General features: G+C 36.1%; 15 protein-coding genes. 14 read left to right on the plus strand and 1 reads right to left on the minus strand.

Going from position 1 to position 13,747, the window contains the following annotated elements; translation table 11 throughout:
- Positions 1–7 precede the first annotated feature (7 nt).
- From AAFQ93_RS06150 to AAFQ93_RS06175, 6 genes are all read left to right on the plus strand, one after another.
- Positions 8–808 carry a hypothetical protein gene (locus tag AAFQ93_RS06150; protein ID WP_375554935.1) on the plus strand — a complete coding sequence of 267 codons (801 nt, stop codon included), beginning with the start codon at positions 8–10 and terminating at the stop codon, positions 806–808.
- Positions 809–1,894 carry an AAA family ATPase gene (locus tag AAFQ93_RS06155; protein ID WP_375554936.1) on the plus strand — a complete coding sequence of 362 codons (1,086 nt, stop codon included), beginning with the start codon at positions 809–811 and terminating at the stop codon, positions 1,892–1,894.
- Between the two features lie 19 nt (positions 1,895–1,913).
- A complete protein-coding gene (truB, locus tag AAFQ93_RS06160) occupies positions 1,914–2,792 on the plus strand; it encodes a tRNA pseudouridine(55) synthase TruB (protein WP_375554937.1) in 879 nt (292 codons plus the stop codon).
- A 176-nt stretch (positions 2,793–2,968) separates the two neighbouring features.
- Positions 2,969–3,460, plus strand: a complete 492-nt coding sequence (rocS, locus tag AAFQ93_RS06165) for a chromosome segregation protein RocS (RefSeq protein ID WP_000021254.1) — start codon at positions 2,969–2,971, stop codon at positions 3,458–3,460.
- Between the two features lie 70 nt (positions 3,461–3,530).
- On the plus strand, positions 3,531–4,121 hold the full coding sequence (locus AAFQ93_RS06170) for a 3'-5' exonuclease (RefSeq protein WP_223140911.1): 591 nt from the start codon (positions 3,531–3,533) through the stop codon (positions 4,119–4,121).
- A gap of 8 nt (positions 4,122–4,129) precedes the next feature.
- Positions 4,130–5,893, plus strand: coding sequence for a glycerophosphodiester phosphodiesterase (locus AAFQ93_RS06175; protein WP_223140912.1), 1,764 nt, complete (start codon positions 4,130–4,132; stop codon positions 5,891–5,893).
- Positions 5,894–5,939: 46 nt separating this feature from the next.
- On the opposite strand, the gene AAFQ93_RS06180 is transcribed toward AAFQ93_RS06175, so the two are convergent.
- Positions 5,940–6,239, minus strand: a complete 300-nt coding sequence (locus AAFQ93_RS06180) for a YbaB/EbfC family nucleoid-associated protein (protein WP_000981533.1) — start codon at positions 6,237–6,239, stop codon at positions 5,940–5,942.
- 314 nt (positions 6,240–6,553) lie between these two features.
- Between AAFQ93_RS06180 and AAFQ93_RS06185 the strand changes: the two genes are divergently transcribed.
- The 8 genes from AAFQ93_RS06185 (at position 6,554) to AAFQ93_RS06220 (ending at position 13,717) form a co-directional block, all read left to right on the plus strand.
- Positions 6,554–7,261: a 2-C-methyl-D-erythritol 4-phosphate cytidylyltransferase gene (locus tag AAFQ93_RS06185; RefSeq protein WP_223140913.1), complete on the plus strand. Its 708-nt coding sequence runs from the start codon at positions 6,554–6,556 to the stop codon at positions 7,259–7,261.
- Between the two features lie 4 nt (positions 7,262–7,265).
- Positions 7,266–8,288, plus strand: coding sequence for a ribitol-5-phosphate dehydrogenase (locus AAFQ93_RS06190; protein ID WP_223140914.1), 1,023 nt, complete (start codon positions 7,266–7,268; stop codon positions 8,286–8,288).
- A gap of 12 nt (positions 8,289–8,300) precedes the next feature.
- Complete coding sequence (locus tag AAFQ93_RS06195; protein ID WP_375554938.1) at positions 8,301–9,170, plus strand: phosphotransferase; 870 nt, start codon at positions 8,301–8,303, stop codon at positions 9,168–9,170.
- Positions 9,160–10,038, plus strand: coding sequence for a DMT family transporter (locus AAFQ93_RS06200; protein WP_223140916.1), 879 nt, complete (start codon positions 9,160–9,162; stop codon positions 10,036–10,038). Before AAFQ93_RS06195 ends, AAFQ93_RS06200 begins: the two co-directional genes overlap by 11 nt.
- Before the next feature lie 12 nt (positions 10,039–10,050).
- Positions 10,051–10,740 (plus strand): sugar phosphate nucleotidyltransferase, encoded by a 690-nt coding sequence (locus AAFQ93_RS06205; RefSeq protein WP_223140917.1) that lies wholly within the window; start codon positions 10,051–10,053, stop codon positions 10,738–10,740.
- A 250-nt stretch (positions 10,741–10,990) separates the two neighbouring features.
- Positions 10,991–11,791, plus strand: coding sequence for a dihydroorotate dehydrogenase electron transfer subunit (locus tag AAFQ93_RS06210; RefSeq protein WP_375554939.1), 801 nt, complete (start codon positions 10,991–10,993; stop codon positions 11,789–11,791).
- A 10-nt stretch (positions 11,792–11,801) separates the two neighbouring features.
- Complete coding sequence (locus AAFQ93_RS06215; RefSeq protein WP_375554940.1) at positions 11,802–12,740, plus strand: dihydroorotate dehydrogenase; 939 nt, start codon at positions 11,802–11,804, stop codon at positions 12,738–12,740.
- Between the two features lie 65 nt (positions 12,741–12,805).
- On the plus strand, positions 12,806–13,717 hold the full coding sequence (locus tag AAFQ93_RS06220) for a bifunctional riboflavin kinase/FAD synthetase (protein WP_375554941.1): 912 nt from the start codon (positions 12,806–12,808) through the stop codon (positions 13,715–13,717).
- The last annotated feature ends 30 nt before the right edge of the window (positions 13,718–13,747 follow it).

Below are 13,747 nucleotides of genomic sequence, written 5' to 3' on the forward strand. Positions count from 1 at the left end.
GAATGTTATGTCAGAAGAATTAGAGATTCAGGTTTTAGCAAAGTCTGAAAGATTTAATGAGAAAAAAGAAGCGTTGAAAGCTTTTAGTGAAGAAATTCCAGAACAATCAGATTTACCGACTGTTCCACAAGACGATCCTATGCTAGGATTTATTGGTATGGAATATGATGTTAAAGGTAAGGATTTAAACTCTCTCACCGATGCTGTTCAAAATAGAATGATTGAACAAAACAAGCATATCAAAAAGATTATTCAGGAATTTAATACCATTTACGAAACATTTCAAATATTGGATGATGAGTATATTCAAAGCATTTCAAAGTCTTTGATTGCAGCCAAAGAGGCAAATAATAAAGCTATACAAGGATTGCACGAGATAGAAGAATATCAAACAGGTAATAAAAAACTATTAGATGATGTTTTTAAACAGAATAAAGATTTAATTGATATATTGAAGAAACATCATAAAAAGCTAGAAGAGTTAGAACAACTTGAAGAGAAGCAAAGTGAAATTCAAATTGAAATTGAAAGTTTAAAAGCGAAGCTAAAATCATTAGTGAAAATAGAAAATAGTTTTAACGATTTGCATTTACAAGTTGAAGAAACACAAAATAATTTTAAAAATTACCTTGATGAAATCAATAACAAATCAATAACAGAGGGAAATAATCTAAAGTTAGTTGTCGAAGGTCTTGAAAAAAAATTAGAAGAAAAGCAAAAGGAGATTGTTTTTCTAAAAAAAGGATTCTATACTCTAGGAATCGCCGTTGTTTTAATAGTATTATTTCTATTGTTTAAAGGTATGTAGATGATTAGTGAAACTTACTTAAAATTGTTAAAATCAGAAGTGAAAAAGCTTGATGACTTAACAAATAATTCTTATGAATTTGAGACTGTTCTTCAAGAAATTGTTTCTAATAAAAAGTATTCGGAATTAGAGTTTATAAAACGTTTAGGTAATTCGTCAAATAATGATAGATTTCCTAAGATTAAAGATAGACAAACTAGTATTTTAGAATTATTGTATAAATATCTTGGTTCTAGATTTATAGATAGTGAGTACGCTATTTTAAAAGAAATCAATACCAAATCATTTGATGAGCTATCCGATGAATTAAACAACCTGATAGGATTAGAAAATGTAAAGAAAGAAATAGAAGACCTAGTAATCTTTAACAAAGTTCAGAAGAACCGAGAAAAGATTGGGTTGAAAAAAACTAATAGAACGATGCACATGGCTTTCCTCGGGAATCCAGGTACAGGTAAAACAACAGTTGCTAGAATTGTTGGCAATATGTATCGTTCTCTAGGAATACTAAGTAAAGGTCATTTTATTGAAGCGACTAGAACGGACTTAATAGCTGAATACCAAGGACAAACAGCTTTAAAAGTTAAAAGACTAATTCAAAAAGCTAAAGGTGGAGTTTTATTTATTGATGAAGCATACAGTATCACAGAAAATGAAAAAAGTGACAGTTATGGTAGAGAGTGTCTGACTGAACTAACAAAAGCTTTGGAAGACTATCGTGATGATTTAGTTGTAATTGTAGCAGGATATGATGATCTAATGAAGAAATTTTTTGAATCTAACCCTGGTTTAAAATCACGATTTAATTATTTTATTGAATTTGAAGATTATACAGTCAATCAAATGTTCGAGATTTTTCTATCATACTGTAAGAACGAAGATTATATTTTACAAGAATCAGCTGCAGAGAAACTCAAAAAGTATCTTGATAAACAAAGTGAAGATTCTGAGAATAAGAATTCAAATGGTAGATTTGTAAGAAATGTATTTGATAAAATAATTATGAATCAAGCAAAACGTTTAAGTAATCTTTCTTTGCCTACAAAAGAGAATTACATAACAATTCTTGAAGAAGACATATTTTAAATAAACTAGAAAGCAAGACATGAACGGTATTATCAATTTAAAAAAAGAAGCGGGGATGACCTCGCATGATGCAGTTTTTAAGCTGCGTAAGATTTTAGGAACTAAGAAGATTGGTCACGGTGGGACCTTGGATCCTGATGTGGTGGGTGTTTTACCCATTGCTGTAGGGAAGGCGACTCGTATGGTGGAGTTTATGCAGGACGAAGGTAAGGTCTATGAGGGTGAAATTACTCTGGGATATTCTACAACAACCGAGGATGCTAGTGGTGAGGTGGTTGCTGAGACCCCTGTTTTGTCTCCACTGGATGATAAGCTTGTCGATGAAGCCATTGCTAGTCTGACTGGATCTATTATTCAGATTCCCCCAATGTATTCCGCTGTCAAGGTCAATGGGCGCAAGCTCTATGAGTATGCGCGTGCTGGTCAGGAAGTCGAACGTCCAGAACGTCAGGTGACGATTTATAGTTTCGAACGAACAAGTACCATTTCCTATGAAAATAATCTGGCTCGATTTAGTTTCCGTGTAAAATGTAGCAAAGGGACTTATATCCGTACCTTGTCAGTTGACTTGGGAGAAAAACTTGGCTATGCAGCTCATATGTCTCATTTAACACGAACAAGTGCAGCTGGGTTACAGTTAGATGATGCTTTGACCTTGAGTGAAATTGAGGAAAAGGTTCAAGCTGGTGAATTAGACTTTCTTCATCCCTTAGAGATTGGTACAGGTGACTTAGTTAAGGTTTATTTGACCCCAGAACAGGCAGAAGAAGTGCGTTTTGGTCGCTTTATTGAATTGGAACAAACTGAGAAGGAATTGGCTGGCTTTGAAGGTGATAAGTTATTAGCCATTTTAGAGAAACGGGATACTCTTTATAAACCAAGAAAGGTTTTCAATTGATTAGAGCTGGTGGTAAAATCGCAAACGGATGTTTAGTTTAAAAAAGCTGAAAGACAATTTAGTTTAGAAGAGAAATTGTTTTGAAAAAGGGTTGAAAACACGGTGATATTTGACAGTTTTGCTTGCTTATGATAATATTTAAATAAAGAAAAGCTAGAAAACTTTCAGAGGATATTATGAGTATTGAGATGACTGTTAGTGAGATTGCTGAGGTCTTGGGCTTGTCCCGCCAAGCAATCAATAACCGTGTCAAGGAATTACCTGAAGAAGATACGACTAAAAATGATAAAGGAGTCACTGTGGTAACTCGCAGTGGCTTGATTAAGCTTGAAGAAATCTACAAAAAGACCATTTTTGAAGATGAACCTGTTAGTGATGATGTGAAGCAACGTGAGTTAATGGAGATTCTTGTTGATGAAAAGAACGCTGAAATCATCCGTCTTTATGAGCAATTAAAAGCCAAAGACAAACAGTTAGCTGAGAAAGATGAACAGATGCGTGTTAAAGACCGTCAAATCGCAGAAAAAGATAAGCAATTGGATCAACAACAACAGTTAACCCTACAAGCCATGAAGGACCAAGAAAACCTTCAGTTGGAGTTGGATCAGGCTAAGCAAGAAGTACAAGCAACGAAGAAAGGCTTCTTTGCTCGCTTATTTGGAGGATAAGAAAAAACTGCTTGGTTTCTAGGTATAACCAAGTAGTTTCTTTTTACACATACAGTAAGGAATGGATAAGATGGAAAAATTAAGAGATTACATTTCATTTGATTTGGAATTTAATAAACACCAAGATAAAACTCACTTGATTCAGGTATCTGCTGTCCGTTTTAAAGATGGTGAAGAAATTGGAGCTTTCGATTCATATGTTCATACGGACGTACCATTGAAAAGTTTTATAAACGGTTTAACGGGTATCACTTCTGAAACCTTGAAAGATGCTCCGATGGTGGAGGAAGTTCTTAAGAATTTTCAAGATTTTGTAGGTGAATTACCCCTTGTTGGATACAATGCAGCCAAGAGTGATTTACCGATTTTATTGGAACATGGTTTGGATTATAGTAGCCAATATCTAGTCGATCTCTATGACGAAGCTTTTGAGCGACGTAGTTCTGATCTTCATGGTATTGCCAATCTCAAGTTACAGACTGTGGCTGAATTTCTAGGATTCAAGGGCCAATCTCATAACAGTTTAGAGGATGCGCGAATGACTGCGCGTGTTTATGAAGCTTTTCTAGAATCTGATGAAAGTAGAATCTTACTGGACTCCAAGAGTAGTCTAAACTCTAATCCTTTCGGTGGTTTAGATTTATCACAGCTGTTTGATTAGGAGGTTTTATGAAACCTGAAAAACCTAAAAAATTGGGTTTTAAAAAGATTTACTTGAATCTGGATAAAATCCTCTTTCTATTTTTTCTAATCTTCATGCTGGTAGATTATATTTGGTTGCCATTGAACTCATTGATAGCAGGCTTTTTACTAAGTCAGACGGGCTATTTGTTTATTTCCTATAACAATGTTTTTGAAATTTTAAAACATGCGCCTTTAGTCAGCTTTGGTTTTTTAATCTTAATAGCCCTTAACCTTTTAGTAGCCTATTTTCAAATTAGTCTTCTCTTCATTGGGGCTCGACACCTTCTCTATCATGAAAAACGAACCTTGATTGAGTATAGTCGCAAGGTCTTTCGTGAAAGTATAGCCTTCATGAAACGTCTGACTCTTTCCAAGGCCTTGTTTATCTTCGTATATATTGCTATGATTTTTCCGTTTATCAGGAAGATTTTTAAAATTTATTATTTTAATAAAATAGTGATACCTGAATTTATTCAGACCTATATGGAAGACAAGTACTGGATGTGGTGGTTATCTATTTTTATCTTAACCATCCTATTTCTCTACATCTCAGTAAGAGTGATGTTTGCCCTTCCTAAAATTTTTTATGACAAGATGACAGTTAAGGATGCTGTAGTCTACAGTCTAGAAAAAACCAGGAATCATTTTTGGTTTTACGCTTGGCATCTCTTTCTAATCCTTGTCAAAACGAATCTTTTCTTTTACTTACTTCTAATCCCACTATTGGTTGGCCAGTTTTTAGTAGATGGTCTCACACATCGAGAATCATTGGTTCTTGCTATTTCGAACTATATTTTGATTAAAAATATCCACTATATGGCTTTGACTTACTTCTTGGTTAAGTTTACCTCCTTTTTAACTGGTGAGGAGTTGGATATTATGCCAAGACGAAAGAAAGATCATATCATGAGATGGGGTGTAATGGGGTGCGCCAGTGTCTTCTTTGCGATTGAGGGTTATGTTTATCTAGAAGCACCCGTAGTCAATCCTCCACTTGTCATCTCTCACAGAGGAGTTTCTAATGGGAATGGTGTCCAAAATACAGTTGAATCCTTAGAAAAAACAGCTCAGTTAAAACCAGATTTAGTTGAGATGGATGTGCAGGAAACCAAGGATGGTCAGTTTGTCATGATGCATGATGCTAACCTAAAAAGTTTAGCGGGATTAAATGTAACACCGCAAGACTTAACTTTAGATGAGTTGAAGCAATTAGATATTTATGATAATGGTTATCAGACCAAAATATCCAGCTTTGATGATTATATAAATCGTGCCAATGACCTTCATCAGAAATTGCTGATCGAAATTAAAACGAGTCGAAAAGATAGTGCCCAAATGATGGATCATTTTCTAGATCAATATGGGGCAAAGATCAAAGTCTATGGGCATCAGATGCAATCTTTGGATTATCATGTTATTGAAAAAGTAACCCAGTATGATAAGGAAATTCCAGTCTATTTCATTCTTCCCTATAATTCCGTTTTTCCAAGAACGAATGCAACAGGCTATACCATGGAATATTCTACCTTAGATGAATATTTTGTAACCAAGCTTTGGAATACAAAACAAAAACTCTATGTATGGACAATCAATAGTTCGGAATCCTTTGATAAGTCCCTACGTTTGGGAGTTGATGGTATGATAACAGATGATCTAGAAAGAATTAAAGAAGAGCTTGAGACCGCTCAGGAAGATCCTGAATATACGGACTTGCTTCTCAAGAAAGCAGCAGAAATATTTACTTTCTAGGTAAGACAAAAGAGGCTGATGTTCAATTCAGCCTCTTTTTATGCTATTAGAATGGTAATTTACCAGCAAAAGCCCCTAGTTTCTTTTTAGTTGCTTCATCAATTTGCTCAAGAGCAGCATTGACTGCTTGAACTGTCATATCTGAAAGAGTTTCAATATCTTCTGGGTCAACAACTGCTGGATTGAAATCAATTTTTGTAACTTTCTTGTCCCCTGTTAGTGTAGCAGTTACAAGGTTTTGGGCAGAAGTTCCAACGAATTCTGTAGCAGCAAGTTCAGCCTGACTTTGCTCCATTTGTTTTTGAAGTTTTTGAGCTTGACGCATCATGTTTTGCATATTCATCATGGTGGTATATAGCTTCCTTTTCTTTTATTTTCCCTATTATTTTAACAATTTTAACTAGAAAAGTCTATTTTTAATTTTAGTACTCTTTTTCTATCTTAATTCATTTTAAGATTTCTTTAAGTTTTCTATACTATTCTAAAGAACTCTATATTAATCGAGACCTAGAAATGTCAGATTAGAACTCAATTTTTCTAAATCCATGCTCTTGATACTAGTTTCTAGCTAGAGTGACCTAGTATTTTTTTAAGATAGTGCTAGATTATGATATAATAGAAAAGAATGAGATTTTTAGAACAAACTAAAGGAGTATTAAAATGATCTACGCTGGAATTTTAGCAGGTGGAACTGGCACGCGCATGGGGATTAGTAATTTACCCAAACAATTTCTTGAGTTGGGCGATCGCCCAATCTTGATTCATACTATCGAAAAATTTGTTTTGGAACCAAGTATTGAAAAGATTGTAGTTGGAGTTCATGGTGACTGGGTTACACACGCAGAAGATTTAGTTGAAAAATTCCTACCACTTCACAAGGATCGTATTATCATCACCAAAGGTGGTGCGGATCGTAATTCTAGTATTGAAAAAATTATTGAAGCTATTGATGCTTACCGTCCACTGACAGCAGATGATATTGTGGTGACGCATGATTCAGTTCGTCCTTTCATCACTCTTCGAATGATTCAAGACAATATTGAACTCGCTAAAAACCATGATGCTGTTGATACCGTGGTTGAAGCAGTTGATACCATCGTTGAAAGTACAAATGGTCAGTTCATTACAGATATTCCAAATCGTGCACATCTTTACCAAGGACAGACTCCACAAACCTTCCGTTGTAAAGACTTTATTGACTTGTATGGTTCTTTATCAGCAGAAGAAAAAGAAATTTTAACAGATGCATGTAAGATCTTTGTCATTAAGGGCAAAGATGTAGCCTTAGCTAAGGGTGAATACTCAAATCTAAAAATCACAACAGTTACAGACTTGAAGATTGCTAAAAGCATGATTGAGAAAGACTAAAAACATGATTAATCAAATTTATCAACTGACAAAACCAAAGTTTATCAATATCAAATATCAAGAAGAGGAGATTGATCAAGAGAATCATATCCTTATTCGACCAAACTTTATGGCGGTTTGTCATGCAGATCAACGTTACTATCAAGGAAAACGTGATCCAAAAATATTATCTAAAAAGCTTCCAATGGCTATGATTCACGAGTCTTGTGGGACTGTTATTTCTGATCCCACAGGTACCTACAAAGTTGGCCAGAAGGTTGTCATGATTCCCAATCAACCACCTATGCAGAGTGATGAGGAATTTTATGAAAACTATATGACAGGAACTTATTTCTTGTCTAGTGGTTATGATGGCTTTATGCGTGAATTTGTTTCTTTACCTAAGGATCGTGTGGTAGCTTACGAGGACATCGAAGATACAGTAGCTGCAATTACTGAGTTTGTCAGTGTGGGCATGCACGCTATGAATCGCTTCTTGACGGTTTCACATAGCAGACGTCAGCGTATTGCAGTTATTGGTGATGGTAGTCTAGCCTTTGTAATGGCAAATATTATCAACTATACCTTGCCTGAAGCAGAGATTATTGTTATTGGTCGTCATTGGGAGAAACTTGAACTCTTTTCATTTGCAAAAGAGCTTTACATTACGGACAGTATTCCAGAAGATTTAAGTTTTGACCATGGTTTCGAATGCTGTGGTGGTGATGGATGCGGACCAGCTATCAATGATTTGATTCGGTATATTAAACCCCAAGGTACTATTTTGATGATGGGAGTAAGTGAGTATAAGGTTAATATCAATACTCGAGATTCACTTGAAAAAGGTTTGTTACTGGTAGGTTCTTCACGTTCTGGGCGAATTGACTTTGAAAAAGCTATCCAAATGATGGAGATTAAGAGATTTGCTAATCGTTTGAAAAATATCATTTATTTAGAAGAACCAGTCAGAGAAATCAAAGATATTCACCGAGTTTTTGCAACTGACTTAAATACCGCATTTAAGACAGTCTTTAAGTGGGAAGTCTAATGGAGGAAGATTGTGGAAAAAATCATTAAGGAAAAACTTACCTCTTTACTATTAATTGATGAGGACATTCTGAGTGTTGAACAATTAGGTGGTATGACTAATCAAAACTACCTGGTCAAAACAAGCTCAAACCAATATATTGTTAAGTTTTTCGGAAAAGGTACAGATAAATTAATCGATCGCCAGAATGAGAAGTTCAATCTTGAATTGTTGAAAGATTTGAAATTAGATGTAGAAAATTATCTTTTCGATATTGAAGCAGGAATTAAGGTTAATCAATACATTGAAAATGCTGAGACACTTGATTCAACTATCATTAAAACCAAATTTGAAAAGATTGCACCAATTCTACAAACCATTCACGCTTCTGGTAAAGAACTAAAAGGAGAGTTTGCTCCTTTTGAGGAAATCAAAAAATATGAATCCTTGATTCAAGGGGAGATTTCTTATCCAAATTATGAAGCTGTCAGAAAATCTGTATTTTCTCTGAAAGACCAACTTGAAAAAATTGGTATCGATAAGAAATCGTGTCATATTGATTTGGTTCCTGAAAATTTCATAGAAGGACCAGATGGTCACCTTTATCTCATTGATTGGGAATATTCATCTATGAATGATCCTATGTGGGATTTGGCAGCTCTCTTCCTAGAATCTGAATTTACCAGTGCAGAAGAAGAAGACTTTTTAAGTCATTACGAGAGCGATAAGACTCCAGTTTCAAGAGAAAAAATTCGTATCTACAAAATCTTGCAAGACATCATTTGGAGTCTTTGGACTATTTACAAGGAAGAAAATGGTGCAGATTTCGGAGATTACGGAATCTCTCGTTACAATAGAGCAGTAAAAGAATTAGAGTCTGAAGGAGATTTAAATGAAAACTAAAAATGGAGTTTCTTTTGGGCTACTATCAGGTGTGTTCTGGGGATTAGGATTAACTATTAGTGCTTATATCTTTTCAATATTCACGGATTTATCGCCCTTTGTAGTAGCAGCAGCACACGATTTTCTGAGTATTTTTATCTTGCTAGGATATCTTCTATTTAAAGAAGGTAAAGTACGTTTTTCAATCTTTTTGAACATTCGAAATGTCAGTGTTATTGTCGGAGCACTTTTAGCGGGTCCTATTGGTATGCAGGCCAATCTCTACGCGGTCAAATATATAGGTAGTTCCTTAGCTTCGTCTGTTTCAGCTATTTATCCTGCAGTATCTGTCATTCTTGCTTTCTTTTTCTTAAAGCATAAGGTTTCTAAGAATACAGTATTTGGAATCTTATTAATCATTGCAGGGATTATTGCTCAGACTTACAAGGTTGAACAAGTCAATTCCTTCTATATCGGAATTCTTTGCGCCTTGATTTGTGCTCTTGCATGGGGAAGTGAAAGTGTTCTAAGCTCTTTTGCTATGGAAAGTGAACTCAGTGAACTAGAAGCCCTTTTGATTCGCCAAGTTACATCCTTCTTGTCCTATCTAGTTATTGTACTCTTCTCACATCACTCGTTTGCAGAAGTGGCAAATGGACAATTATTTGGTCTATTGATTATTTTTGCAGCATGTAATATGATTTCTTACCTTGCCTACTACATTGCTATCAATCGATTGCAACCAGCAAAGGCAACTGGTCTAAATGTCAGTTATGTAGTATGGACTGTTTTGTTTGCAGCAATTTTCTTGGGTTCGCCCCTTAATTTACTAACCATCATTACTTCACTTATCGTAATGGCTGGTGTTTACATTATTATTAAAGAATAAAGGAGAAAGCGCGTGAAAGCGATCATCTTAGCAGCTGGTTTGGGAACTCGTTTGAGACCCATGACAGAAAATACTCCCAAAGCCTTGGTTAAAGTTAATCAAAAACCTTTGGTTGAATATCAAATTGAATTTTTAAAAGAACGTGGAATTGATGATATTATCATCGTTGTAGGTTATTTGAAAGAACAATTCGACTACCTTAAAGAGAAGTATGGCGTTCGTTTGGTCTTCAACGACAAGTATGCTGATTACAATAATTTTTACTCACTTTACTTGGTAAAAGAAGAGTTGGCTAACAGCTACGTTATCGATGCGGATAACTATCTTTTCAAAAATATGTTCCGCAATGACCTCGAGCGTTCAACATACTTCAGCGTTTATCGTGAAGACTGTGATAATGAATGGTTCTTGGTTTATGGTGATGACTATAAAGTACAAGATATCATCGTTGATAGCAAGAATGGACGTATCTTGAGTGGAGTATCGTTCTGGGATGCTCCAACAGCTGAGAAGATTGTTGGATTTATAGACCAGGCCTATGCAAGTGGCGAATTTGTTGACCTATATTGGGACAACATGGTTAAAGATAATATCAAAGAACTGGATGTTTACGTAGAGGAATTGGAAGAAAACTCTATCTATGAAATTGACAGTGTCAAAGATTATCAAAAATTGGAGAAGATTCTCTCTTCACAAAAATAAGTAAACTAAAATACGTCAGACACCTTACCTATTTTTGCTTGACTTTTTAGGGTTGATACAGTATACTAGTAAAAATTTAACCTTTAAGGGAAGTCCAGAGAGGCTCACAAGGTGTCAGATAGAAAATAGATTACACAAACTTCGAATAAACACAGTTTATTTGATTCTTTTCTGTAAGTATCTTACTGAAACCTTGCGATTGCAAGGTTTTTCTTTTTCTGAACCCCTTAAAATTTAAGGAGGAAAAGTTATGAATCCAAATTGTAAAAAACGCATGGGTGCTATTCGCTTGGAAACCATGAAAGTAGTGTCTCAAAAGGAAATCGCACCAGCAATCTTTGAACTTGTACTTCAAGGAGAAATGGTTGAAGCTATGAAAGCTGGACAATTTCTACATTTGCGTGTACCTGATGATGCCCATCTCTTGCGTCGTCCGATTTCAATCTCGTCTATAGATAAGGCTAAAAAACAATGCCACCTTATTTATCGTATCGAAGGTTCTGGTACGGCAATTTTTTCAACCTTAAAAACAGGTGATAGCTTAGATGTTATGGGACCTCAGGGGAATGGTTTTGACTTATCTGATTTAGACGAACAGAATCGTGTTCTCTTAGTTGGTGGCGGAATTGGTGTGCCTCCTTTGTTTGAAGTAGCTAAGCAACTGCATGAGCGTGGTGTAGATGTCACAACGGTTCTAGGATTTGCGACCAAAGATGCAGTTATTTTGGAAGATGAATTATCCCAATACAGCAAAGTCTTTGTAACGACTGATGATGGCTCTTATGGGATCAAAGGAAATGTATCAGTAGTGATTGATGAATTTGACACAGAATTTGATTCTATCTACTCATGCGGTGCACCTGGTATGATGAAATATATCAATCAAACCTTTTACGACCACCCAAGAGCTTATCTATCTTTAGAATCACGTATGGCCTGTGGTATGGGGGCTTGCTACGCTTGCGTATTGAAAGTACCAGATAGTGAAACGGTTAGTCAACGTGTGTGTGAAGATGGCCCTGTATTTAAAACAGGCACAGTAGTTTTATAAGGAGAGTGTCATGACTGCAAATCGATTACAAGTTTCTCTACCAGGCTTAGAATTAAAGAATCCTATCATTCCTGCATCAGGTTGTTTTGGCTTTGGTCAAGAATATGCCAAATACTATGATTTAGACCTTTTAGGCTCTATCATGATTAAGGCAACTACACTTGAGCCGCGTTTTGGTAATCCTACTCCTCGAGTAGCAGAAACCCCTGCAGGTATGCTTAATGCTATTGGTCTACAAAATCCTGGTTTAGATGTCGTTCTGTCTGAAAAGTTACCTTGGCTTCAAAGAGAATATCCAAATCTCCCTATCATCGCCAATGTCGCTGGATTTTCAAAACAAGAGTACGCAGCCGTTTCTCATGGTATTTCCAAGGCAACTAACGTGAAAGCTATTGAGCTCAATATCTCTTGTCCTAACGTTGATCACGGTAATCATGGTCTTTTAATTGGACAAGATCCTGAGTTGGCCTATGATGTGGTGAAGGCTGCCGTAGAAGCATCAGATGTGCCCGTTTACGTCAAATTAACCCCTAGTGTGACGGATATCGTGACGATTGCAAAAGCAGTAGAAGATGCTGGAGCTAGTGGTCTCACAATGATCAATACCCTTGTTGGGATGCGTTTTGACCTTAAAACCAGAAAGCCGATTATCGCAAATGGGACAGGAGGTATGTCTGGCCCAGCAGTATTTCCTGTAGCCCTAAAACTAATACGTCAAGTAGCTCAAACAACTAAGCTTCCAATCATTGGGATGGGAGGAGTGGATTCAGCTGAAGCGGCCTTAGAAATGTATCTGGCTGGTGCCTCAGCAATCGGTGTCGGAACAGCCAACTTTACGAATCCCTATGCTTGTCCAGATATTATCGAAAATCTACCAAAAGTCATGGATAAGTACGGGATCGAAAGTCTAGAAATGTTGCGAAAAGAAGTCAGAGAAAGTTTGCTCTAAGTTTTATGTACCGAATTCAGTCTAAATTGTTTTGAAAGCGCCATTTTTCTGGTATAATAAATACTATGATTATTACAGTACCTATTAAAACAGAAAAAGATATTGCAACACCAGGACCAAACGTCCTTGTACTTGGTTATTTTGATGGAGTTCACCTTGGACATCAAAAATTATTTGATATAGCTTCTAACATTGCTGCTGAAAAGCGCCAGGGAGTAGCTCTAGTAACTTTTAACGAATCACCAAAACTAACTCTGAATCAATATTCACCTGAACACTTATTGCATATTTTGAATGCTAGTGAACGTGAACGTAGATTGAAGAGAGCTGGAGTTGAGAGTTTATATTTGATGGATTTCACTAGTCGAGTAGCAAATATGACTGCAAAAGAATTCATTGATACCTACGTCAAGGAAGCAAAGGCAGATACGATTGTAGTTGGTTTTGACTACACTCTTGGTTCAGATAGAAAAACAGCTGAGGACTTAAAAGAACTCTTCCATGGAGAAGTAGTTATTGTTCCACCAGTTGAGGATGAAAAGGGGAAAATTAGTTCAACGCGCATTCGCCAAGCCATTCTAGAAGGAGATGTAAAAGAAGCAGGCAAACTTTTGGGATTCCCTTTACCAACGAGAGGTGTAGTGGTTCACGGAAATGCTCGAGGTCGAACTATTGGCTTCCCGACAGCTAATCTAGTCAACTTGGATCGAACATACATGCCAGCTGACGGTGTTTATGCCGTTGACGTTGAAATCCAAAGAAAAGTCTATCGTGGTATGGCGAGTCTAGGTAAAAATGAAACCTTTGATGGCGAAGAAGAGCATTTTGAAGTTCATATCTTTGATTTTTCTGACGATATCTATGGGGAAACTGTCATCGTTTCCTGGTTGGACCGTATCCGTGATATGGTAAAATTTGATAGCGTTGATCAATTAGTTAAGCAACTAGAAGAAGATGAAAAGATAGCTAGAAAATAAAATCAAAAAATAGTAGAGTTTGGGATTTTC

Source organism: Streptococcus nidrosiense (assembly GCF_042140045.1).
In the GTDB taxonomy this organism is placed as follows: Bacteria; Bacillota; Bacilli; order Lactobacillales; family Streptococcaceae; genus Streptococcus; species Streptococcus nidrosiense.

What these genes read in the sequence shown, in the direction of transcription:
- truB (WP_375554937.1), top strand. Translation starts at nt 1,914, where the DNA reads ATGAACGGTATTATCAATTTAAAAAAAGAAGCGGGGATGACCTCGCAT.
- AAFQ93_RS06185 (WP_223140913.1), top strand. Translation starts at nt 6,554, where the DNA reads ATGATCTACGCTGGAATTTTAGCAGGTGGAACTGGCACGCGCATGGGG.
- AAFQ93_RS06170 (WP_223140911.1), top strand. Translation starts at nt 3,531, where the DNA reads ATGGAAAAATTAAGAGATTACATTTCATTTGATTTGGAATTTAATAAA.
- AAFQ93_RS06175 (WP_223140912.1), top strand. Translation starts at nt 4,130, where the DNA reads ATGAAACCTGAAAAACCTAAAAAATTGGGTTTTAAAAAGATTTACTTG.
- AAFQ93_RS06190 (WP_223140914.1), top strand. Translation starts at nt 7,266, where the DNA reads ATGATTAATCAAATTTATCAACTGACAAAACCAAAGTTTATCAATATC.
- AAFQ93_RS06150 (WP_375554935.1), top strand. Translation starts at nt 8, where the DNA reads ATGTCAGAAGAATTAGAGATTCAGGTTTTAGCAAAGTCTGAAAGATTT.
- AAFQ93_RS06180 (WP_000981533.1), bottom strand. Translation starts at nt 6,239, where the DNA reads ATGATGAATATGCAAAACATGATGCGTCAAGCTCAAAAACTTCAAAAA.
- rocS (WP_000021254.1), top strand. Translation starts at nt 2,969, where the DNA reads ATGAGTATTGAGATGACTGTTAGTGAGATTGCTGAGGTCTTGGGCTTG.
- AAFQ93_RS06210 (WP_375554939.1), top strand. Translation starts at nt 10,991, where the DNA reads ATGAATCCAAATTGTAAAAAACGCATGGGTGCTATTCGCTTGGAAACC.
- AAFQ93_RS06220 (WP_375554941.1), top strand. Translation starts at nt 12,806, where the DNA reads ATGATTATTACAGTACCTATTAAAACAGAAAAAGATATTGCAACACCA.
- AAFQ93_RS06215 (WP_375554940.1), top strand. Translation starts at nt 11,802, where the DNA reads ATGACTGCAAATCGATTACAAGTTTCTCTACCAGGCTTAGAATTAAAG.
- AAFQ93_RS06200 (WP_223140916.1), top strand. Translation starts at nt 9,160, where the DNA reads ATGAAAACTAAAAATGGAGTTTCTTTTGGGCTACTATCAGGTGTGTTC.
- AAFQ93_RS06155 (WP_375554936.1), top strand. Translation starts at nt 809, where the DNA reads ATGATTAGTGAAACTTACTTAAAATTGTTAAAATCAGAAGTGAAAAAG.